We start from the raw sequence: 21,624 nt of genomic DNA on the forward strand, positions 1-21,624 counted from the left end.
GCGTCATCACATGCCAACAAGCCACCTCTCACCCACGAGGGGTGGCTTTGTTCGTCCAAGCCCGCCGCCAGAACGCGTAAAATACCGGAGTCATGGAAGCGCAAGAGTCATCGTCGAGTTCGTCAAGTACCGTCAAGCGCGTTCGCAAAACTACCCGCGAGCAGCTGCGGTTGGTGGATAAGTCCCTCAAGGCGCGCCTCACCCGTATCCGCAACCGGCTCGTGTTCATGCTTCAGTGCACGATAGGTGCTGGTTTGGCCTTCTATGTTGCGCATGATTTCTTCGGCCACGAGCAGCCTTTCTTTGCTCCGATGGCCGTCATCATCATCCTCGGCCTATCGGGCAGTGACCGCCTTAAGCGCGCAGTGGACATGTCCATCGGCGGCATCGTGGGTGTTCTGGTGGGCACGCTGCTTGTCGATACCCTCGGGACCGGCCCCATCCACATGACTATCATCATTGGTCTTGCTTTGGTGATTGGTTCCTTCGTCACAGGCTCGCAGCTGGTGAGCAACCAAATCGTCATCGCCGCCATCCTTATCGCCACCATCCTTCCGCCGGAAGAAATGGGCGGAATCTCCCGCGCTATTGACGCCATCATCGGTGCGGTCATTGGCCTGACGATGATCGTGCTGATTCCTTCCTCGCCCTTGCGCGCGGGGCGCTCGGAAGTCTCGAAGGTCTTAGGCATTACCTCCCTGGTCCTTTCCGACGTGGCCAAGGGGCTGGAAGAAAATGATCCCGAAACCATCACTGAGGCCCGCGACGCCGTGCGCGGCACGCAGGATGACATCAACAACATGCTCAACGCCACCAAGGGCGGTGCGGAAACCGCACGGCTATCACCCTTTCTGTGGAGCACGCAGCGCACCGTGCGCTCCTTGGAGCGCATCCTCACTCCTGTTGACAACATGGTCCGCGGCACCCGCGTGCTCTCCCGCCGTGCGCTTGTTCTCGCCGAGGACGGCGACCAAGCCACCGCCGAGCAAGTTGAGATCATCGACGAACTTGCTGAAATCACGATGGAGCTCTCCGACCTCTATACCCACCAAACAGCGCATGAGCGCCGCGTGGATGAAGCCCAAGCAATTCCGGAAATAGTCAACCGCCTGCGCCAGCTGGGTGCGCGCTGCTCGGTGGACATCGCCGGCGAGGAAGCCGTACTCTCCGCCTATGCTGTGCTGGCACAGACGCGCTCCATCATCGTGGACCTGCTCATGGTGTGTGGCATGTCCCGCGAGTCAGCCGTGGCGCAGCTCGTACCCACCTCCAAGCACCCGGCCTACCCGCCGGAGGTCTGGGAAGGGGACTAGGGGCTAAAACCAAGACTCAGGCGTGCTGTCTAGGGCCGCACTATCTGCAGATCCCGCAGGTGACGGTAAAACGTCACGCGCTTGACCGGCCGCTTGGCGCGGACTCCATCAACGCTGACGCTGAGCGAAGGCCCGCCAGCCTGTACCGCCCGGCCTTGCACGACACTAGCTGGGTCGAGCTGCCCAGGTTGGGCAGGCTTGCGCAGGCGGGCGAAGAGCCCCCGGCGCGGTGCTGCGTCCGCCTCAAAACTCGTCACCGCCTTCGCCGCCACGATGCCCGGCGCATCCGTCATCGGCACGAGCTTCGCTCCGAAAACATCCTTCTCACGGTCGGCGCGCAGCAGCACGGCATCATCGACGATGATTTCCCCGGTGATTTCCTCGTTCGACCACTCCGCAATCGTTGCCGAACCCGCCACGGCCAGGCCCGCATCATTGCGGATGAGCGGTGCCGGCTTGACAGGCGCGGTCATGGCAAAGGAGAGTGCCTCCTCCATAACGGCGACCTGGTCGCCGAGACCCTGGCGGCGCTGGCCCGTTTCGCTCGATTTCAGGCCCCAATTCATCGCCGCGGTGGAGTTCTCCTCGGTGGGGACGTAGCCCACCTCGGCCCACAGGTAATCCGCTCGCATCATGCGGGTCAGTACGGCGCTAAGCGCAGCATCGTTGCCGATCACCACGATGCGCAGCGACTCGTGCAGGAATGGGGCTTGCGGTGCTGGCCCCGGTGCGCCGAGATGGCTCACGTCCGGCTGTGCGGCAATCTCATCCAGTGAAGGGGTGGGGTCCTCTGGCAGGATCTCCCTGGCTAAGGAATCAATAGCCTTCAGCTCCTGCCGACTGGGGACCTCCGCGACGCGGAAGTGCTCGATACGTATTCCGCGCCGGGCAGTCTCAGTGAGTGCAGTGGTGTGAGCGTCGGTGAGGTGGCCACCGCAGTCTAAAAGTGCACAGATCATACAAGAAGCATAGAAGCGTCGGCAGAGCTTGGCTAAAAAGCGCCTTAAGCGACGCACGAGCAGCGGAGCTTTCCCCAGAAAAGTAGTGCACGTCACATTCCGCCAGTAGGCTCCAAGGCAACACCAAACTTCTTAATACTCAACTTTTCCACTCAATTCTTCTTTGTCTAACTGCTGGAGGTAACCACCATGTCCGCTCGTATGACAACCCTTGCGCTTGTTTCCACCGCTGGTCTCTTGATGAGCTCGTGCAGCTTCATCGGCGGTTCCCTGACGGAAGCTGAGGAGCCCGGATTCACCGAGGCTGCCGCCGAGTCCGTGACGAGTTCTGTGACGACTACTTCTTCTAAGGCCACCTCGACGTCCAGCAGTGCAACCTCCTCAAGCGCCAACGCTAACTGCGATGAGGATAAAGACCTCGAGGACACCGAACTCAGCAAGGTCCTGGAGAATGAAGAAGCCTATGTGAAGGGCTCCACCGAGAAGTTTGAGGACGTAAGCGTCGGTGAGGATGAATACGATCCCTGCAAATTCCTCAGCTACGTGGTGCTGGAAGGCGAGTTTGATGGGGAGGATGTCAAAGTCCCCGTCTTCTTCTCCAGGGGCGATCTCAGGGACGAGGATGCTCTCTACATCACGTCCTCTTCCTTAGAGGTAGAGGAGGACGGTGAGGGCTATACCTATGAGTCCAAGACCGATGGCGACATCGTCGGTGTCGAGGGCAAAGTAAACAAGCGCCCAGGGACCGAAGCCACGTCCATGGAAAACTCCTTTGATGGTGTGAACTCCGACATTTTCTTCATCGACGTGGACTCGGAACCGACTGAGTCCGCAGATTTGGCTAAGGATGAAGAAGACCTCCGCGGCGAAGAGCTCTTCACTATCTCCGCCGAGGGCTGGAACATGGTCTGCGGCATTATTGAGGAAAACAACGCCATTGACTGTGCGCATGGCGACGGCGGGACTTGGGCCATCAAGGGTGCCAAGACCCCAATGCCGGAGGGCATGGAATTCAACTTGGTGACCTTCCTGCCGCTAGAGGGCAGCACTGAGTTCACCCAGTATGACGACGAAGTTCCGACGAACGGCACAAAGATCGAGGGCAACGGGCTCTACCGAATTGGCATCGGTGACATCGAAGCCCAGATTGCGGTTGTTGACGACGGCATCATCGTCAGCACTCCAGACAAGTCGCGCCTGATGTTCACTAACGACACGATCTACTTCGATAACGAGGACTCTGACAGCAACGACTCGGCCACCGAAACCGTCTAAACGGGTTAGTGCTGTACCTGCAGTGGGCTGTGCCGCGTGCTGCCAACACATCAATTCCTGACGAGCATGTCACAATCTCACCGCTGCACCACCATGGCAGGTAAAGTAGGTGCGTATTTGACTTCAATAAATAGGAAGTGACACCAAACATGGCAGCGATCGTCATCGTCGGCGCCCAGTGGGGCGATGAAGGCAAGGGCAAGGCTACCGATATCCTCGGTGGCAAAGTCGATTACGTAGTTAAGCCCAACGGCGGTAACAATGCCGGCCACACCGTCGTGGTCGGCGGCGAGAAGTACGAGCTGAAGCTCCTTCCCGCCGGCATTCTCTCTGAAAACGCCACCCCGGTCCTGGGCAACGGCGTGGTGATTAATCTGGAGGCCCTCTTCGATGAAATCGATGGCCTTGAAGCCCGTGGCGCTAACGCTTCGCGCCTGAAGATTTCCGCCAACGCCCACCTCGTGGCGCCGTACCACCAGACCTTGGACCGCGTGCAGGAGCGCTTCCTAGGCAAGCGCGCCATCGGCACCACCGGCCGCGGTATCGGTCCGGCGTATGCCGACAAGGTTGCTCGCATCGGCATCCGCGTGCAGGACATCTTCGATGAATCCATCCTGCGCCAGAAGGTTGAATCCGCCCTGGACATTAAGAACCAGATGCTGGTGAAAATGTACAACCGCAAGGCCATTGAGCCGGACCAGGTTGTGGAGTACTTCCTGAGCTACCGCGAGCGCCTGCGCCCGATGGTTATTGAGGCTGAGCTGGAACTGAACCAAGCTCTTGATGAAGGCAAGCACGTCCTCATGGAGGGCGGCCAGGCCACCATGCTGGATGTGGATCACGGCACCTATCCGTTCGTGACCTCCTCGAACCCGACTGCCGGCGGCGCTGCAGTGGGCTCCGGCATTGGTCCGACGCGCATTGCTACCTCCCTGGGCATTATTAAGGCCTACACCACTCGCGTGGGCGCTGGTCCTTTCCCCACCGAGCTTTTCGACAAGTGGGGCGAGTACCTGCAGACCACCGGTGGTGAAATCGGAGTTAACACCGGCCGCAAGCGGCGTTGTGGTTGGTATGACTCCGTCATTGCCCGCTATGCCACCCGCGTCAACGGTTTCACGGACTACTTCCTGACCAAGCTGGACGTGCTCACCGGCATTGGGGAAATTCCCATCTGCGTGGCCTATGACGTCGATGGCAAGCGTTACGACGAGATGCCGCTGACCCAGTCTGAGTTCCACCACGCCGAGCCCATCTTTGAGACCATGCCGGCCTGGGATGAGGACATCACTGGTTGCCAAACCTTCGAGGAGCTTCCGCAGAAAGCACAGGACTACGTCTTGCGCCTTGAGGAGCTCTCCGGATGCCGCATCTCCTACATCGGCGTCGGCCCCGGCCGTGACCAGACCATCGTGCGCCACGACGTCATGCAAGATCAGTAAGGCGCCAATCAGTCTAGCGCGCTCATCGTCCCGCCCTTCTAAACCACCACGTGGAGAGGGATGGGACGATTTTACTATTTTGGTGTTGCTAAAGACTCTAGAACCGGATGGTGGGAACCTGGCGGGACGTCGCCAAGCAAGGCAGTGCCAAAAGTGTGCGATAATTCGAGAATGACTACCGTAGGCGACATCGCAGGCCAGATCGGAACCCCTTTGACAGGAAACGCCACCAAGGTGCTGCTCTTGGGGGCGGGTGAGCTGGGCAAGCAGTTGGTAATTGCCTTTCAGAACTTAGGGCTTGAGGTCCACGCCGTGGACCGCTACGCAGGAGCACCCGCGCAGCAGCTTGCGCACTTTAGCTACATCGCAGACATTAGGGACCCGTACAAGGTGTGGGAGCTGACTGAGAAGATCAAGCCAGACTACGTGGTCCCAGAGGTGGAAACCGTCGCGGTGGAGGCGCTGAAGCGCATTGAGGAATTCGGAACTACCGTCGTGCCGACGGCGCGGGCCTGTGAGCTGACGCAGTGCCGGGAGAGCGTGCGTGAGGTAGCTGAAAGCATCGGCCTCCCCGTCACTGCCTATCGCTTTGCTGAGTCCGCTGAACAGCTGCAGGAGGCAGTGGGGGAGTTGGGGCTGCCGTGCATCGTGAAGCCGGATATTACGACCTCCGGGAAGGGCCACATCCTTCTTAAGGAAGAAGAGGACGTGGAGGAGGCCTGGTCCATGGTGCGACACGTGTCCTCGGAGTATAAGCGCGTAGTGGTGGAGCGCTTCGTTGACTTTGATTATGAGGTCACGCTGCTTGCTGTGCGCTCCATTGACCCGGCTACGGGCAAGATGGCTACGTGGTTCAGTGAGCCCATTGGTCACCGCCATGAGAAGGGTGACCTGGTGGAGTCCTGGCAGCCCATGGCGATGAGTGAGGACGCCCTGGCGAACGCACGCTCTGTTGCGGCGCGTATATCTAATGAATTGGGTGGGCGTGGCGTCTACGGCGTTGAGCTTTTTGTTGCGGGTGATGAGGTGTATTTCTCCTCCGTCTCTCCGCGTCCTTTGGATACCGCCATGCTGACTGGATATACACAGCGCTTCTCTGAGTTTGAGCTACATGTCCGTGCGATTCTGGGCTTTCCCATTGACGTGACATTGGTCAGCCCCGGTGCTGCGGTTATCTTGCACGCGGACGCAGAGCTTGATGATGTCTCCTACTCTGGCCTCGACACTGCTCTCTCCTACGAGGAGACGGATGTGCGTCTGTTTGGTAAGCCGTGGGCGTATGCAGGTCGACGTATGGGGATGGTGGCTACGACTGCCGACGACGTTGAGACCGCCCGTGACAGGGCGGCGCTGGCGGCGGGAAAGATTACTGTAGGGCCGAATGCTGATAAAACTGTCCATGCTGAATCTCAGCCGGTGGAGCCGACCGCCACTGCCGTCTCCGACATTGAGGTTATTGAGGTGCCGGAGCCGGTTGTCGATGTCGACCCAAAGCTGATTCGCTCCGCCGATGACTAGGACTCATTAGACTGAAGCATCTTCCAAGCGCGCGATATGCAGCGTTAGGTAGGAGACCTCATCGGGGGTTAAAGCGCTGTCGAGGCGCAGCTCAATCAGGTTAGCTACCATCTGGGCGGTCTCGACGGCATCGGGGTAGCGGGCGGAGATGGCGGTGGCCACTTGGCGGTCGTCGGAGTCGAGCTGTTGGTGCTCCGCCATGCGTACGAAGAGGTAGCGCAGGTGCGTGATGAAGCGGGCGACGGAGATGTCCTCGCTGTTGAGCTCCGTGTCGTTGTGAGATCCAATGACGGCCAGGATCTGTTGGATGAGGCCCGTCATGCGGTAGGTGCCGGAGAGATCCCCCACCGCGAAGCCGGCGTTGACCAAGTGCAGGGTGATGGCCACGGCCTCGTCGGGGGCTAGTGGCTTGTGCAGACCGCTGTTGATGGCGGTCAGCAGGTCCTGCGCCAGAGCAAAATCCTCGGCGTAGAGATGTCGGACCTCAGCCTCTAAGGGGTAGGCGATTGCGGTGCCGCGGGAAACCGCGCCGTGGACGTGATCCGCAATCGCCACGACGAGCGTGAGTTTGCTGCGCAGAGCCTCAGACATGTCGACGGAATGCATGGCATCGATGACCAGCTGCACGTACTCGCCGGGGATACCGGCAATCATGGCGGCGAGGTGGTCCGGGTCGCGGCCGGTATCCGGGACGAAGACTTTCACCACCTTGGCCGGGTCAACCTCAGTGCCAGGTTTGGCTTGGAAGCCAATGCCGCGGCCGGTGACAATGACGTCCTCCGCGCCGCGCCGTGCGAGAACGACGTTGTTATTGAATACTCGCAGCAGTTGCACAAGGCACCTTTCTGGTTGAGGTTAACTTGTTAAGGCTAGCCGGATGAGGCTAGCCGGTTGAGGTACAAAACGACTAAAGCCGGCCACGATGGTGATTACATCGAGCCAGCTTAGTCAGGGTTCATTGAAGGCGTGCTAAAGGTTCCCTAGTGGGTGTTTTAGCGGGTCGTGGTGATGACCGTATCGCCAGCGGCGGCGTGGTTGAGGCCAGCCGGAGTGACGGCAGACAGTGCCTTGGTGTTGGTCACGGCCAAGACGATGGTGGTGTCGTAGCCGGCTTCGGTGACCTTGGCAAAGTCAACGGTGGCAAGCAGCTCGCCCTGCTTGACAGTGTCACCCTTCTTGACGGCCGGGGCGAAACCTTCGCCCTTCATCTTCACGGTGTTGATACCGATGTGAACCAGGACCTCCACGCCGTCCTCGGTCTTGATGCCGTAGGCGTGGCCGGACTTCATAGCGCTGACGATCGTGCCGCTCACCGGGGAGTAAACGTCGTTGCCCTCAGGGACGATGCCGACGCCATCGCCGAGCGTTCCAGCAGAGAAGACCGGGTCATCGATCTCAGCCATGGGGACAACCTTGCCGCTAGACGGCGAAGCGATGTCGGTGGTGGTGCCAGCGGCGGGCTCAGCAGCCTTGGCCGGGGCATCTGCCTTGGTAGCGGTAGCGGTGGCGGCACCGGCGCCAGCAGCAGCACCGGCAGTGGCGGTGGCTGCGGGGGCGTCGGCAAGCGCGGCGTTGTCAGCGTTGTTGGCGTTGTCGAGCTCGGCCTTCTCGGCTGCCTCGCGGGCGGCCTTGGCCTCAGCGCGCTCCTCCGGGGTGCGGTAGTCGGTGAAGAGGATGAGCAGGAAGGCCACGAAGAAGGCCACCGCAATGGAGATGGCGTACTTGGCCATCGGGGTGAAGACCGGGATGGTCAGCAGGGAGGTGAAGACGAAGGCATCGGTAGTAATGCCGTTCGTGCCCAGGGTCAGCAGAGCCACGGTCAGGCCACCAGCGAAGCAGCCCACCAGCATGCGCGGGTAAATCCTCTTGTAGCGCAGGTGGATACCGTAGAGGGAAGGCTCAGACACACCACCGAGCAGGCCGGCCAGGAGAGCAGAGCCGGAGGTCTGGCGCATCACGTTGTCGTGGTCACGGATGGACAGAGCCAGCACACCAGCGGTGGCGCCGAAGCAGGCGAAGTTCCATGCGCCCATTGGACCCTGGATAAAGTCATAGCCCAAAGTCTGGATATTGACCAGCATGAGGGCGTTAAGCGGCCAGTGCAGGCCCAGCGGAACCAGGAACGGGTAGAGCATCGGGATGGCCAGGGCGAAGACGAACGGAACGTTGTCATTCATCCAGGACAGGCCGGCGCCAATGCCGTTACCGGCCCATACGCCGAAGGGGCCAATGAGGAAGGCCGTCAGCGGGATGAGGACGATCATGGTGAGGAAGGGGACGAAGACCATGTGCACCGCGGACGGAATGATCTTCTGGAAACCCTTGTAGAAGAGCGCGGCAACAGCAGCCATGATGAGCGGGACGAAGACGTTTCCGCCGTAGTCCTGCAGCTGCATGGTCATGCCGAAAATCTCAATGGAGCACTGCTCTGCACCGAGGGTGTCGTTGGTGACGCACTGGACCGCGGGATTCTCCGAGAGATCGAGGAACTCCGGGGTGAACAGTGCGAGCATGATCGCGGCGGGGACCCAGGGGTCGATGCGCAGCTTCTTACCGGCGTTATAAGCCACCATCACCGGCAGGAAGTAGAAGACTGAACGCCACATGGCATCCACGAAGAACCAGGAGGCCGGCTTGTCCGGGGAGCGGAAGTCCACGACGCCAAAGGCATCCAGCACCGATGCGAAGGCGATGACCAGGGAAGCGCCTAGCAGCACACCCAGAATCGGGCGGAAGGAATCGGAGAGATACTCGAAGAAGGTATCCATCCATGGCAGCTTGCCCTTGGACTTGGCGCGGGCGGCGGCCTTGACATCGTCATTGGAACGGCCATCGGCACCGCCGGCATTCTTCATCTGCGGGAGAGCGTTGATCTGGTCATAGACGGTGGCCACGTCACCGCCGATGACGACCTGGTAGTTGCGCCCGCCTTGGGGCACAGCACCCATGACCTTGGGGATAGATTCGAGTGCTTCCTTATCGGCTTTCGAGGCATCAGCCAGCTCGAAGCGTAGGCGGGTGGCGCAGTGCGTGAAAGAGGTGATGTTGTCCGCCCCGCCGATGCCATCCAAGATGGCTTCGGCTGCCGAGCGAGTCTCTGTCGACATGAGAATCCTTTCGAGAGTAGTCAGGCGCTGTGGCTAAAAACCACAAAAGACCTAGGCCACAATGGTTCATAGCGAACCATCCCCACGCGGCTAAGAGTGGGGAGCCTAGGTCTTGCCCGAAGTAACAATCCTGGTTAGGAGCCTACTCCGGGCTGCTCACGGGAGACAAGTTTCTGTGGAATAGCACACTTTGCCTTCGGGTGAGGTGCCAGTGGCCTGGGGAGTTGCTGATGGAAAGTGGTAGGTCGGCGGCGAGAAGAGGTGCGTTCCCGTACTGTGAAAGTGTCATAGTGTCACTGTGTGCCCCACTATGTGAGCCCGGGTACACGCTTTTTAAGCAGAGAAAGGTTTCTCATGACCGCCAAGTCCTCACGGAATTCCGCCTTCATCAGCGTCATTGGGCGCGGCTTCGACGGTTTGGACGTTGCTGCTGTGGCTCAGGAACTAGGGGCCACCTTCGCCCTGGTAGATGACTTGGGAACCACGCTCAGCGAAGTTCTGGAGAATGCCCCTACGGGCAACCTGGTCCTCCAGGGCACCGGCGTTATGGACTTTGATGCCAAGGCCGCCGCCGCCCTGGGCCTGCCCTTCGTGCTGATTTCCGCCGCACCCGCACGCGCCGCGGAACTGGCGCTGAACCACGCGCGCTCGGTGGGCGCCACCGTGGTGGGCGCGATTGACGACGTCTCCTCAGTCCCCAGTGCGATTTCCTCCCTGGAAGAGATCGAACCTTATATGAGCGCTGAGCTCTTCCAGAAGCAGCTTTTGGATCAGGCCCGCGAGATTGGCGCGCACATCGTGCTGCCGGAGGGCGAAGATGATCGCATCTTGGAGGCTGCCGGTGAGCTCATCAAGGGCAAGGTGGCGAAGCTGACGATTCTGGGTGACGGGAACGTCGAGAAGCGCGCCCAGGAACTCGGGATTGACTTGTCCAGCGTGGACATCATCAACCACCTGGAATCTCCGCTGGCAGAAGAGTTTGCGGCGGACTTCGCGGAGCTGCGCAAGAAGAAGGGCGTGACGCTGGAGCAGGCGCGCGAGACGATGAAGGACGTGTCCTACTTCGCCACGATGATGGTGCACAAGGGCTTGGCCGATGGCATGGTCTCCGGCGCGGCGCACACCACGGCGCACACCATTAAGCCTTCCTTCCAGATCATTAAGACCAAGCCGGAGGCCTCCGTAGTCTCCTCCATCTTCCTCATGGTGATGCCGGGCCGACTGTGGGCCTTCGGTGACTGCGCGGTGAACCCGAACCCGACACCGGAGCAGCTCGGCGAAATCGCTATTGTCTCCGCGCAGACCGCAGCGCAGTTTGGGCTGGATCCGCGCGTGGCGCTGCTGTCCTACTCCACGGGCACCTCGGGCGCGGGCCCGGACGTGGAGAAGGTGGTCAAGGCCGTCGAGGTGGCTCGCGGCATTGACTCCTCCGTGGCGGTGGATGGTCCGCTGCAGTTCGACGCTGCTTGTGACCCAGGCGTGGCAGCCAAGAAGGCGCCGGAATCCGACGTTGCAGGTAAGGCCACGGTCTTCGTCTTCCCAGACCTGGAGGCCGGCAACATTGGTTATAAGACGGCGCAGCGCACCGGTGGTGCATTGGCGGTGGGTCCGATTCTGCAGGGTCTGAACAAGCCGGTCAATGACCTCTCGCGTGGCGCGACCGTTCCGGACATCATTAACACGGTGGCTATCACCGCTATCCAGGCAGGGGTGAAGTAGATGGCGTACGTACTCGTTCTCAACTCGGGGTCTTCCTCGGTAAAGTTCCAGCTCGTGGACCCGGAGAGCTCGGCCACGGATGCCCCGCTGGTCTCGGGTTTGGTGGAGCAGGTCGGCGAGCCGCAGGGTGCGGTGACCGTCAAGACGGGCGGTGAGGAATACAAGGAAGAGCTGGAGATTCCCACCCACTCCTTCGGTCTGGACCGCGCATTCGGCATCATGCACGAGCACGGTGTAGGCCCGACGGATGTCGAGGTCATCGCCGTGGGCCACCGCGTGGTGCACGGCGGGCGCCTATTTAGCGAGCCGCAGCTCATCGTGGACCAGATCGAGTCCATGATCGAGGACCTCATTCCGCTCGCACCGCTGCACAATCCGGCCAACCTGGACGGCATCCGCGTGGCGCGCAAGCTGCTACCGGAAATCCCGCACGTGGCGGTCTTCGATACGGCCTTCTTTAACCACATGCCGCCGGCGGCAGCACTCTACGCCATTAACAATGATGTGGCCTCGCAGTACGATATCCGCCGTTACGGTTTCCACGGAACCTCCCACGAGTTTGTCTCGCAGCAGGTACCGAAGCTTCTTGACCGCGACCCGGGGCACGTCCACCAGATCACGCTGCACTTGGGCAACGGTGCCTCCGCCGCGGCGATTCGCAACGGCCGCCCGATCGATACCTCGATGGGCCTGACCCCGCTGGCGGGTCTGGCCATGGGCACGCGCTCGGGCGATATTGACCCGGGTATTATCTTCCACCTCTCGCGTGAGGCAGGGATGTCGATCGATGAGATCGACAACCTTCTGAACAAGCGCTCCGGTGTGAAGGGCATTGCGGGTGTCAACGACTTCCGCGTGCTGCGCGAGCGCATCAACAACGAGGACCAAGACGCCTGGCTGGCCTATAACATCTACATCCACCAGCTGCGCCGCTTCATTGGTGCGTACATGATTGCGTTGGGCCGCGTGGACGCGATTACGTTTACCGCCGGCGTGGGTGAGAATGATACCGAGGTCCGCCAGGATTCGTTGTATAACCTGGACATGTACGGCATTGACTTCGATAAGGAAGCCAACCTGGTGCGCTCGAAGGAGCCACGCATGATTTCGACCGCGGAATCGCAGGTCAAGGTCTTCGTGGTGCCGACGAACGAGGAGCTGGCCATCGCGCAGAAGTCCGCGGGTATCGCGGCCATGGCCCGGGAGGCGGGCCTGTACTAAAACATCGTGACTGGGCGGACCTTGTTGGCTAGGTCCACCAGCGCGTAGCGGTGGCGGGCGAACGGAGCCTGGCGGGCCAGTGCCCGCAGGGTATCCGCCAGGCCATAGCGCAGGCCGCGCTGGGTAAAGGGGAACTCGAAAAGATCGTTGGGGGAGGCCGCAGCATCGAGGTCTGATTCACGCAGGAAGGTCAGCCCGGCAGAGATGACCGCAATCTTGATCTGCAGGAAGCGCGGCTCGTTCTGCGGAATCTCCTCCAGGCGGCGGGCGGCGCGCCGGATGCGGGACTCGGAGAGATCATGCACGATGAGCTGTAAAACCGTGGTCAAGCGGGCCATGCGGTGGTGACGCGAGGCATTGGGGACCTTATCCAAGGTGGCCACGGCGAGCTCAACTTGGTGCTCGGCGCGCAGCTGGCGGGCCAAGCCGAAGGCGGAGGAGACCGTCGTCGGGTTCGTCGCCCACACGATGCCGTAGAGGCGCAGCGAGTTGAAACGCAGGTGGGCCGGATCATCAGTGATGTGGTCCCAGATGCCCGGCTGGTCCTCAAAAGCATCATTGGGCAAATCCGCCAGCGAGGTGGTGAGGTTGGCGCAGGCGCGGGCAACGGAGGCGTCGATCAGCGCGGCTTCCGAAAAACCAAGTTGCTGCAGGATGAGTTCGTTGACCGCACCGATGGCCAGCTTCGGTGCAGCCTCACCTGGCAGCACGTCGAGAACGTGCGCGAAGTGTGCCTGTGCTTCGCGGTACTTATCCAAAAGCAGCTCGGTCACGCCCGAGTACCAGTGGAAGCGCCAATCCTTGCCCAAACGTTCCTCGATCGAGGTCAGCCACTCGCGGGCCTGGCCGATATAGCCTAGGTCAATCATGGCGCGCACCACGCCGAGGGGAATCTCGGCGGACTCTTCATACTCCGGGGTCTGCATGGCCTGGCGCAGGGTTTCCAGCGCTTCCTGCGGCTCGGTATAGGAGGAGCCCTGCAGCAGCGGGGCTCCGATGTCAGAGCGGACAACCAGCGGGATGGGCAGCGCGGAGACCACCTCGGGGGCGGTGATGCGGACGGTGCGGTCGATGCCATCGATGAGCTGGTCGGTGCGGAAGACCAGATGCTTCGTGCCGAAGGTCGTACGCTGTGGGGAGAAGACAGAGTGCTGAGCTGGGTGCTGGATGCCATCACGGAGCGCGATGACCTCGCGCAGCACGCCGAAGAGCTGGTCGCGCAGCTCGGAGACCGACGCGAAGCGTTGCTCCGGGTCCGGATCAGTCGCGCGCAAGAGCAGGCGGTAGAAAGAAAGGTAGCGGCGCAGCAGCGGCTCCTCAGTGGGGGAGGGCAGGCCGGGCTTATAGACGCCATCCTCCACCGGCAGCTTCAACGTCAGGCAGGCCAGGGTGCGGCCGATGGTATAAATATCGCTGGCCACCGAGGGGCCCTGGGTGGCGATTTCCGGTGCCTGGAACCCCTGCGTGCCGTAGATGTGGCCGAAGGCCCCGATCCCGGAGACAGCGCCCAGATCGATGAGTTTGACTTGGTCCTCGGTGACGATGATGTTGGAGGGCTTTAAGTCGTTGTAGACCACGCCGCGGGCGTGCAGGTAATCCAGGGCGGGCAGGATTTCCAAGATATAGGCAATGGCCGTATCGACCGGGAAACGGTCATTGGCTTGGTCGTTGCGGCGTTGCTTCAGCGAAGGTCCGCCGACGTATTCCATGACGATGAAGCCGCCGGGAACGCGGGGATCATCGATGAAGTTGAAAATCTTGACGATATTCGGGTGCGTGATATCCGCGAGGAACTCACGCTCCGCCTCTGCAGTCGCCGTCTCTTCGGCGGAGTTGGTGGATTGCATGCCCTTGAGCACCACGATGCGCCCGGAGACGAAATGGTCATTGGCCAGGTAGATCCAACCCAGCCCGCCATGCGCCAGCACGCCGAGGATTTCGTATTGGCCCGCCACCATGTCACCCGGCTTAAGCTGCGGCGGGGCGGCGCGGGGCGCATCCTGCGGATCGATGAGTGCTTGAGTGGGATCATCCGGGACGACGAAGGGCAAGGTGGCCATGCCATCGGCCACTTCGCGGTCGGTGCGCTTAGTACTGCGGCGCTGGCGGAAGGTATCGAGCGCGCGGCGGTGGGAAGCCTGCGAAGGGTCCTCTGCTTTGCGACGATCTCGCAGCTGCCCCAGCTCTTCGATGAGCGCGGCGATATTGTCTGAATCGACGTATTCGCCTTCGCCAGGCTTGTTCGTCGCGGTGCCGTGCGTGCCGGGCTGACCGGCGGGGGAGAGGACGGCGCCAGTGGCGGTGGGATCATCCTCGTCGGGGTCGTCAGCGAAAGGATCGAAAGGTACGGCCGCGGTGCGGTCGGAGGCTTCCGTGTTGTCGGCGCCGGAGGCTGCTGTTCCCGGATCACCTGGTTCCGCAGGCGAGGTGCTGAGAAGGTGATCCTCCGAGAGACCGTCCTCCTCATCGGCGAAAGGATCGAAGCGGACGGCCTGCGTGGCGTCGGCAGGAGCTTCGGGCTCCGCAATCTCGTGCTCTTCGGGCGTGAGGTGATCGAGCTCATCCTCGCTGAAGCGGTGCGACATTAGTGTCCCTCCTTCTTCTCGCCGGGTGGGTTGCTGGTTGGGGAACTCGGCTGGGATTCCGTCGCGGGTGGGGTCTCATCGAGGTACTTAGGCGCCGGGAGCACCGGCTGATCCATATAATCTCCCAACCACGTGCTGAAGAGCCTCTGCCAGGTCCCGTCCTTGCGAATACGCTCCAGCGTGGAGTTCACCTGGCGGATAAGCGGGCGCGAATCATACGTGCCATCGGGTTTGCGCACGGCCACGCCATAGTTTTGACTTTCGAGGGGAGCACCGACAATCTCGGTGTAGCGATCCTGAGCCAACATGCCGGAGAGCAGCGCATCATCCACCACGATGCCATCCGCTTGCCCCAGTTGCAGGGCCATGAGGCAATCGCCCCAGGCGCGGGTTTCCAGGATGTCGGAAGCAGGCGCGTGCGTGCGTATCGCGTCCACCATGGTGGAACCCTTTGTCGCACACAAGGTCTTCCCAGCGGTATCCGCGATGGACTCAATGCCGGAGTTCTTCAGCACCAGCAAACGCGCGTCGGTTTGCATATAGGGAATGGAGAAGGAGACTTCGCGCTGGCGGCTGGAGCTAATCGTCATGGTGCGGATGACGATATCCACCGTGCGATCATTGAGCGCACGCGCACGTTCGGAAGCCTCCACGAAGCGGAAGTCCACCTTGTTGGGATCCCCGAAGATATCGCGGGCGATTTCGCGAGCAATATCGACCTCGAAGCCGCGAACCTCGCCGCTGGCAGTATCGCGGTAGCTGAGCAGGTTATTGGAGCGATCCACACCCACGATAAGCCGGCCGCGCGCCAGGATATCGGGCACGCGCTCCTCCGGCGTCTTATCGTCCGGGCGATAGGAGCCGTAGGCTTCTGCATCGCTTTGCTTGGACACCTCGCCGCTGCCGGCGGGCTCGATAATGGCATCCTCCGGCAGCGGCGGGCCCGGCGTGGAATTAAGGTTCGCGGTGGAGGGCAGGATGGGATCCGGCGCGCTGGGCGGCTCCGGCTCACAGCCGCTGAGCGCCACGGCGCTGCTGAGCAAAAGCAAGGCTGTGGTCCATGCTAAGCGTTGAGAGTTTCGGCGGCGCATCACAGGTACTCCTGCAGACGGGGACGAATACCTAGCCACACGGAAATAATCGCACCAAAGGTGGCCAGGAGCACGCCGGTCGAGACCATCGTCATGGCATTGAGCCCCTGGACCAGATAGGTGCGCATGGCATCGCGGGCTTGATCGATGAGCGCTGCCAAGGAGCTATCCACGGCGTTGAAAGCACTGGCGGCGGTCGGGTCACCATCCGGATCGATGGCGGTGGCCTGGTAGAGGGCAGCATCGTAGTCGCCCATGGCAAGGTCCTCGGTGAACTTCTCGTGCGTGGATGTCCAGTCCTCCACTGCCTGCTTGGCGCGGGGAATCAGGGAGGGATCGGAGGAGGGGAAGTCGTCGTCGTTAAGCGCCTGCTCATAGTCCCGCAGGGCCTGGTCCACGGAGTACACCGTGGAGCTAAAGTGAACGGACATGTCCTGCTCGGAGGAGCGCAAGACTAGCGCGAGAGTCTCCGAGGTGCGCATCTGCTGGGCCTCAATGCGCGAGGCAGTCAGTGAGTCCCAGGGGCGCGACACCGTCTCGAAACCCTGGTGGCCCGAGGCCCACGTGGCGAAGTTGGAGGCGGAGGCCCACACCAGCGCGAGGAACAACAGGCCCGTGGCTACCACGAAACCGCGGTTGAAGCGGCGGCGGGTCAGCCGCCACAGCCACCACTGCGCCAAGCCGAGGAAGATGAGCGCGGCCACCAGCCCGGACAGCGGCACCCACTGCGGCCGGGTCAGCCGCTGCTGCTGCTGGCTCACCTTTTCCGAGGTCAGGGTGAACAGCTCCGCGGCGGCGGGGAGGATCTGGGTCCGCATGAGCGCTGAGGCATTGGACATATAGGAATTCGCCACGGCGTGGCCCGCGCGGTGATTAACGCGAGCCTTTTCCACGAGGGCGGTGTACACCGGCAACTTGCGTTGGATAAAGGTGACGAGCTCGCGCACGCGCTCATCCTCCGCAGAGGTGCCCACGATGGCCTGCGTGGCGGCGACGGACGCGGCATCGATGGCCTCGTTATAGCGGTTGCGGTTCACCTCCGGCTCCACGCCCGCCTGCACGAAGCCGGTGGTGGCCACGGTATCGGCCAGAGACAGGTTGGTGTAGAGGTGATGCGCCGCATTCGACATCGGCTCCGTGGAGGTCAGCAGAGTATCCAGGTCATCGTGGCGCGCGGCCGAGGAAGAAGACATAGAAAACCCGGCTGCCGCAAGCGCCGCGGTCAGGATGACGGTGACCGTAAACAGCTTGCCGGGCGTGGTGGCGGCGAAACTGTAGAGGCGCCGGAGGACGCGCGCTGGGCCGGAGAAGGAACTCATGGCCAGCTGTGTGGGGCGGCTGAAAGCCGGGGCAGCAGGCTCGGTGACCTCATCGAGCCAATGATCGCCCCATGATTCGGGGGAGTGCTCGCGCAGTTCGGTGGCCGGGCCGGTCATTCCCTTAGGATAGCGCCCCACACCCCATCGCGCGATGATTTGGGGCAGGATGGCGTGGGCTAATTCTCGCGTATCGTATAAGGCATGTGTACACGCGTTAACCCAGAGCTTTCCGGTGATGGCTGGTCTAAAGGTCCGGGCGGGGTGCCGGTGTGGGGCAAGTTCGGAGCTGCTGGCCTTTTCTTGGTGGCGGGGGATGACGTGCTGCTGCAGCATCGCGCTACGTGGACGAATAACGGTGGGACCTGGGGAATCCCGGGCGGGGCGCGGGATAAGCCGGAGTCACCGGAGCAGGCCGCGCTGCGGGAAACGGAGGAAGAAACCGGAATCTCGCCGGCGGACGTCGAGGTTCTAGGCTCGCTCGTTACCGCCGGGCCCTTCGAGGAAGGCTGGACTTATACCACGGTGTTGGCGCGGACTCTTTCGGGGCAGCGCTTGGCCACGACCGCCAACGAAGAATCTGCTGAGCTGCGCTGGGTGCCCTTTAACCAGATAGAAGAGCTGGAGCTTTTGGCTCCCTTCCGGGAAGCACTACCGCGGCTGCTGAAGTATTGGGAAGAAAACGGCAGCTGATACAGGCGCGCGGCGGGAACCTGTGGCACGCTGTAGGACATGATTGAAGTAGCCGGACTGACCAAACAGTACAAGTCTGTCCGCGCCGTCGATGACCTCACCTTCCAGGTGGAGCCGGGACAAGTGACCGGCTTTCTGGGACCAAACGGCGCTGGAAAATCAACGACGATGCGCATGATCCTGGGCTTGGACAAGCCCACCGCTGGTACCGCCTTGGTGCACGGCAAGCCCTACCGTGAGCTGAATAACCCGCTGCGTGAGGTGGGCGCGCTTCTCGACGCCAAAGCGGTCCACGCCAATCGCACCGCCGCCAACCATCTGACGTGGATGGCGCAAGCCAACGGCATCCCGACCTCTCGCGTCGATGAAGTGCTGGGGCTTGTGGGTCTGGCTGATGTTGCGGGTAAGAAGGCCGGCGGCTTCTCCCTCGGTATGGGCCAGCGCCTCGGCCTGGCGGCCGCATTGCTGGGAGACCCGGGCGTGCTGATCCTGGATGAGCCGGTCAATGGCCTGGACCCGGAGGGCATTCGCTGGGTGCGCTCGCTCGTGCGCGCGCTGGCAGCAGAAGGCCGCACGGTGCTCATTTCCTCCCACCTACTGGCGGAGATGGCACAAACGGCGGACCACCTCGTGGTGATCGGCCGTGGCAGGCTCTTGGCCAATCAGCGCACCTATGACTTTGTGAAGGAAAACTCCAGTGCCTCGGTTATCGTGCGCTCGGAACACCTGCGCGAGTTCGGCTCGGCGCTCAAGGAGGCCGGAATTTCCTACCACGAGTCGGCCGATGAGGAACAGCGACCAACGCTGGTGATCCCTCACCAGACCACGGACTACGTGGGTCAGCTGGCTTACTCCACGGGTGTGCCGCTGACGGAATTGACGCTCCACCGCGCCTCGCTGGAAGAGGCTTATGTGGCTATGACGGAACGCGCGGTGCAGTACCAGGCGGAAGCACCGCAGGAAGGGGTACAGCGCTAATGTTTCTCAATACTGTTCACTCGGAGTGGACGAAGCTGCGCACGACGAAGTCCTTCTGGTGGACCACAGCCCTCATCATTCTCATCGTGACGGGCTGGACGCTGCTGAATTCGCTCAACGCGGGCGAAGCCGTGCTAGGAATTAGCCCGCTGCAGGAGCGGGCCTTGAGCTCCATCATCCTGCTCATGGGCATGCCGATCATGATGATCCAGGGCGCGATGGTGGTGACCACGGAGTACCGCTATAAAACGCAATCTTTGACCTTCATGGCTAATCCGAAGCGCTGGACCGTGGCCTGTGCCAAGCTGCTGCTCTACGGCGTGATTGCGGCCATCATTGCTTTCTTGAGCCTGGTGTACATCTTCGTGTTGGCGGATATGACGACGAATGAATCGGCGGCGGAGGCTTTCCAGCCTTTCTCTAGCGACGACGGCAAGCACATGCTGTGGGCATTCCCGGTCGCGGCGTTTGGCGCGGTTGTCTTCGTCCAAGGTTTGGGCTTGCTGCTACGGCAGACCGCCGGCACGGTGGCGATTTCCCTCATCTTGTACATGGGTCTTGAAAATTTGGTGCGCTTGCTCCCCGCTGTGGGCGATAAGGTCATTCACTTCATGCCCTTTACCGCTTTCCAGAACTGGGCGTTGGGCTATGTCGATGAGAACGCGCCCTGGTCATCGGTGGGCTTTGAGGCCCTCGTCTTCTTCTGTTGGGCCGCGGTCTTGTGGATCCTGGGCGTGATTGTTCTGGAGAATCGCGACGCGTGATCCCCTATCCACTCCTGGCTACATTGGCGCTGTTGTCCGCAACAGCGCCTTTTGCCACAGATATGTATTTGCCGGTGATGCCGGAGATTGTCTCCGATCTGGGCACCACCCGGGCCATGGTGCAGCTGACCATCTCGGGCTTCTTCATCGGCATGGGTATCGGCCAGCTCGTGATGGGCCCGCTGTCCGACGCCATCGGGCGCAAGCGCCTCCTCATCGCCGGTGCCTCCCTCGCGCTGGTGGCCTCCGTGTTGGCAGCGATGGCTCCGACGGCCACCGTGCTCGTGGCCGCGCGTGTACTGCAGGGGCTTGGCGGGGGAGCGTGCGTGGTGCTGGCCCGCGCGGTGATTCCTGACCTTGTGCACGGATCGGCGGCTGCTAAGGCTTACTCGCTGCTCATGGCACTGCAAGGTATCGCGCCGGCGGTGGCCCCGGTGCTCGGTGGCGTCCTGGCGGAGCCGCTGGGCTGGCGCGGCATCTTTTGGGTGCTCGCCGGGCTGCATGCCGTGCAATTGGTACTGGCGGTTGTCATCGTCCCGGAAACCGCGGGCGGGCGCTCCCGCGCCGGGCTGTTTCGCACGGTGGCGGGCAACTACTGGGCGGTGCTGACCAATGCCCGGGTGTGGGGCTACTTGGTGACCATGGCCTTCGGCTTCTGCTCCATGTTTTGCTACATCTCCGCCTCAGCCTTCGTGGTGCAAGAACAGTGGGGCTTTTCACCGCTGGGCTATTCGCTGATCTTCGGCATCAACTCCGTGGGCCTTTTCGCGGCCACGCTGGTGAATTCGCGGGCGATGGATTCGCTCTCCCCGGCGGTCATGTTGCGCATCGGCGTGACCGGTGTCTTTGTCTGCGGAGTGCTCTTGTTGCTATCGGTGTCGCTCGGCGCTCCGGTCTGGGTCTGCCTCATCGTACTTTTTGCCTGCGTGGCGCCGACCGGCTTCATCATGGGCAACGCCACCGCCTTGGCCACGGGCCTCATGCGCCCGCGCGCGGGCAGCGTGTCCGCCATCATGGGCTTTGGTCAGTCCTTGCTAGCCAGCGCCATCAGCCCGCTCATGGGATGGGGCTTAAATGCGGCGCTGACCATGGCCATCGGAATGGTGTGCTGCAGCTTCATCTCGCTATGCGGCCTTGTGGCGTCCACGCGGCTGTCCCGCGGCGCCGCCTAGCGCGGCGCTGTGCACGAGGACGTTGCACAAGCCACCGAGCACAAGCCACCGAGCAAACGGGTACCGTCACAAGACACCGAGCACAGTGTGCTACGCAGTTGGTGCCTTGCAAACGGCATCTAACAAAAGGCATCTTGCAAACGGCGCACTGCAGAAGGCATCAGTCAAAGGGTGTCTTTGCTTCTGAAAACGCCTTTTGCGGGCGCTAGTTGGCGTTTTAGGACCAAAAACGCCTCTTGAGAGACGCCTTTTGCTAGATGCCTTTTGTCATCCTCCACGCGCGCGGCGAGTACATCAGGGCGAGGCTCTTGCCATCCTCAGAGATGGTTCTAGTCAGATGGTTTGTTTGCCCCCCAAACGAACCATCTACCGCCTCGCAGAAGGTTTGTTTGCCCCCAGAGGAACCGTTTGACTGGAACCGTTTGACTAGAGACTTCTGACTGAAACCATGTGCGGACCCATGCAGCCCTA

Annotated in this window: 16 protein-coding genes; 10 read left to right on the plus strand and 6 right to left on the minus strand. The window is 61.6% G+C overall.

Translation table 11 applies throughout. The annotated features are described in order from the left end of the window. Positions 1-92 precede the first annotated feature (92 nt). The gene (locus tag ABZS45_RS11960) at positions 93-1,313 is read left to right on the plus strand and encodes an FUSC family protein (RefSeq protein WP_412100019.1); all 1,221 of its coding nucleotides are present in this window, start codon (positions 93-95) and stop codon (positions 1,311-1,313) included. Positions 1,314-1,342: 29 nt separating this feature from the next. Here ABZS45_RS11960 and ABZS45_RS11965 read toward each other — a convergent pair whose 3' ends face one another. Beyond that, positions 1,343-2,272 (minus strand): hypothetical protein, encoded by a 930-nt coding sequence (locus tag ABZS45_RS11965; RefSeq protein ID WP_412100020.1) that lies wholly within the window; start codon positions 2,270-2,272, stop codon positions 1,343-1,345. A 189-nt stretch (positions 2,273-2,461) separates the two neighbouring features. Between ABZS45_RS11965 and ABZS45_RS11970 the strand changes: the two genes are divergently transcribed. From ABZS45_RS11970 to purT, 3 genes are all read left to right on the plus strand, one after another. Then, a complete protein-coding gene (locus tag ABZS45_RS11970) occupies positions 2,462-3,547 on the plus strand; it encodes a hypothetical protein (RefSeq protein WP_412100021.1) in 1,086 nt (361 codons plus the stop codon). Positions 3,548-3,696: 149 nt separating this feature from the next. Further along, complete coding sequence (locus ABZS45_RS11975; protein ID WP_412100022.1) at positions 3,697-4,989, plus strand: adenylosuccinate synthase; 1,293 nt, start codon at positions 3,697-3,699, stop codon at positions 4,987-4,989. A 171-nt stretch (positions 4,990-5,160) separates the two neighbouring features. Further along, on the plus strand, positions 5,161-6,507 hold the full coding sequence (gene purT / locus ABZS45_RS11980; RefSeq protein WP_412100023.1) for a formate-dependent phosphoribosylglycinamide formyltransferase: 1,347 nt from the start codon (positions 5,161-5,163) through the stop codon (positions 6,505-6,507). A gap of 6 nt (positions 6,508-6,513) precedes the next feature. Here the strand turns inward: purT and ABZS45_RS11985 are convergent, their stop codons facing one another. Both ABZS45_RS11985 and ABZS45_RS11990 read right to left on the minus strand, forming a co-directional pair. Continuing rightward, complete coding sequence (locus tag ABZS45_RS11985) at positions 6,514-7,341, minus strand: PRD domain-containing protein (RefSeq protein ID WP_412100024.1); 828 nt, start codon at positions 7,339-7,341, stop codon at positions 6,514-6,516. A 158-nt stretch (positions 7,342-7,499) separates the two neighbouring features. Beyond that, complete coding sequence (locus ABZS45_RS11990; RefSeq protein WP_412100025.1) at positions 7,500-9,614, minus strand: glucose PTS transporter subunit IIA; 2,115 nt, start codon at positions 9,612-9,614, stop codon at positions 7,500-7,502. A 354-nt stretch (positions 9,615-9,968) separates the two neighbouring features. On the opposite strand from ABZS45_RS11990, the gene pta reads away from it, so the two are divergent. Together pta and ABZS45_RS12000 are read left to right on the plus strand one after the other, a co-directional pair. Further along, positions 9,969-11,333 (plus strand): phosphate acetyltransferase, encoded by a 1,365-nt coding sequence (pta, locus tag ABZS45_RS11995; RefSeq protein ID WP_412100026.1) that lies wholly within the window; start codon positions 9,969-9,971, stop codon positions 11,331-11,333. Next, complete coding sequence (locus tag ABZS45_RS12000; protein WP_412100027.1) at positions 11,334-12,554, plus strand: acetate kinase; 1,221 nt, start codon at positions 11,334-11,336, stop codon at positions 12,552-12,554. Here ABZS45_RS12000 and ABZS45_RS12005 read toward each other — a convergent pair. Genes ABZS45_RS12005 through ABZS45_RS12015 form a run of 3 tightly spaced genes read right to left on the minus strand, consistent with a single transcriptional unit; the run spans position 12,551 to position 17,666 of the window. Further along, positions 12,551-15,139 carry a tetratricopeptide repeat protein gene (locus ABZS45_RS12005; RefSeq protein ID WP_412100028.1) on the minus strand — a complete coding sequence of 863 codons (2,589 nt, stop codon included), beginning with the start codon at positions 15,137-15,139 and terminating at the stop codon, positions 12,551-12,553. The genes ABZS45_RS12000 and ABZS45_RS12005 overlap by 4 nt on opposite strands. Further along, on the minus strand, positions 15,139-16,230 hold the full coding sequence (locus ABZS45_RS12010; protein WP_412100029.1) for a glutamate ABC transporter substrate-binding protein: 1,092 nt from the start codon (positions 16,228-16,230) through the stop codon (positions 15,139-15,141). The genes ABZS45_RS12005 and ABZS45_RS12010 overlap by 1 nt, the downstream gene beginning before the upstream one ends. Beyond that, positions 16,230-17,666 carry a hypothetical protein gene (locus ABZS45_RS12015; protein ID WP_412100030.1) on the minus strand — a complete coding sequence of 479 codons (1,437 nt, stop codon included), beginning with the start codon at positions 17,664-17,666 and terminating at the stop codon, positions 16,230-16,232. Before ABZS45_RS12015 ends, ABZS45_RS12010 begins: the two co-directional genes overlap by 1 nt. A gap of 84 nt (positions 17,667-17,750) precedes the next feature. Between ABZS45_RS12015 and ABZS45_RS12020 the strand changes: the two genes are divergently transcribed. From ABZS45_RS12020 to ABZS45_RS12035, 4 genes are read left to right on the plus strand one after another with little or no spacing between them, the layout of a single operon-like run. Beyond that, a complete protein-coding gene (locus ABZS45_RS12020; protein ID WP_070524690.1) occupies positions 17,751-18,239 on the plus strand; it encodes an NUDIX domain-containing protein in 489 nt (162 codons plus the stop codon). A gap of 39 nt (positions 18,240-18,278) precedes the next feature. Then, positions 18,279-19,217, plus strand: coding sequence for an ATP-binding cassette domain-containing protein (locus tag ABZS45_RS12025; protein ID WP_412100031.1), 939 nt, complete (start codon positions 18,279-18,281; stop codon positions 19,215-19,217). Then, positions 19,217-19,981, plus strand: a complete 765-nt coding sequence (locus ABZS45_RS12030) for an ABC transporter permease (RefSeq protein WP_412100032.1) — start codon at positions 19,217-19,219, stop codon at positions 19,979-19,981. Before ABZS45_RS12025 ends, ABZS45_RS12030 begins: the two co-directional genes overlap by 1 nt. Further along, a complete protein-coding gene (locus ABZS45_RS12035; protein WP_412100033.1) occupies positions 19,978-21,153 on the plus strand; it encodes a multidrug effflux MFS transporter in 1,176 nt (391 codons plus the stop codon). The genes ABZS45_RS12030 and ABZS45_RS12035 overlap by 4 nt, the downstream gene beginning before the upstream one ends. Positions 21,154-21,624: the final 471 nt, after the last annotated feature.

This window comes from Corynebacterium aurimucosum (assembly GCF_046895345.1).
GTDB lineage: Bacteria > Actinomycetota > Actinomycetes > Mycobacteriales > Mycobacteriaceae > Corynebacterium > Corynebacterium aurimucosum_G.

Excerpts from the sequence above, each read along its gene's own strand:
- ABZS45_RS12020 (WP_070524690.1), top strand. The coding sequence starts at position 17,751 with ATGTGTACACGCGTTAACCCAGAGCTTTCCGGTGATGGCTGGTCTAAA.
- ABZS45_RS12010 (WP_412100029.1), bottom strand. The coding sequence starts at position 16,230 with ATGCGCCGCCGAAACTCTCAACGCTTAGCATGGACCACAGCCTTGCTT.
- ABZS45_RS11965 (WP_412100020.1), bottom strand. The coding sequence starts at position 2,272 with ATGATCTGTGCACTTTTAGACTGCGGTGGCCACCTCACCGACGCTCAC.
- ABZS45_RS12000 (WP_412100027.1), top strand. The coding sequence starts at position 11,334 with ATGGCGTACGTACTCGTTCTCAACTCGGGGTCTTCCTCGGTAAAGTTC.
- ABZS45_RS12025 (WP_412100031.1), top strand. The coding sequence starts at position 18,279 with ATGATTGAAGTAGCCGGACTGACCAAACAGTACAAGTCTGTCCGCGCC.
- pta (WP_412100026.1), top strand. The coding sequence starts at position 9,969 with ATGACCGCCAAGTCCTCACGGAATTCCGCCTTCATCAGCGTCATTGGG.
- ABZS45_RS11975 (WP_412100022.1), top strand. The coding sequence starts at position 3,697 with ATGGCAGCGATCGTCATCGTCGGCGCCCAGTGGGGCGATGAAGGCAAG.
- ABZS45_RS11970 (WP_412100021.1), top strand. The coding sequence starts at position 2,462 with ATGTCCGCTCGTATGACAACCCTTGCGCTTGTTTCCACCGCTGGTCTC.
- ABZS45_RS11990 (WP_412100025.1), bottom strand. The coding sequence starts at position 9,614 with ATGTCGACAGAGACTCGCTCGGCAGCCGAAGCCATCTTGGATGGCATC.
- ABZS45_RS12005 (WP_412100028.1), bottom strand. The coding sequence starts at position 15,139 with ATGTCGCACCGCTTCAGCGAGGATGAGCTCGATCACCTCACGCCCGAA.
- ABZS45_RS11960 (WP_412100019.1), top strand. The coding sequence starts at position 93 with ATGGAAGCGCAAGAGTCATCGTCGAGTTCGTCAAGTACCGTCAAGCGC.
- ABZS45_RS12015 (WP_412100030.1), bottom strand. The coding sequence starts at position 17,666 with ATGACCGGCCCGGCCACCGAACTGCGCGAGCACTCCCCCGAATCATGG.
- ABZS45_RS12030 (WP_412100032.1), top strand. The coding sequence starts at position 19,217 with ATGTTTCTCAATACTGTTCACTCGGAGTGGACGAAGCTGCGCACGACG.
- purT (WP_412100023.1), top strand. The coding sequence starts at position 5,161 with ATGACTACCGTAGGCGACATCGCAGGCCAGATCGGAACCCCTTTGACA.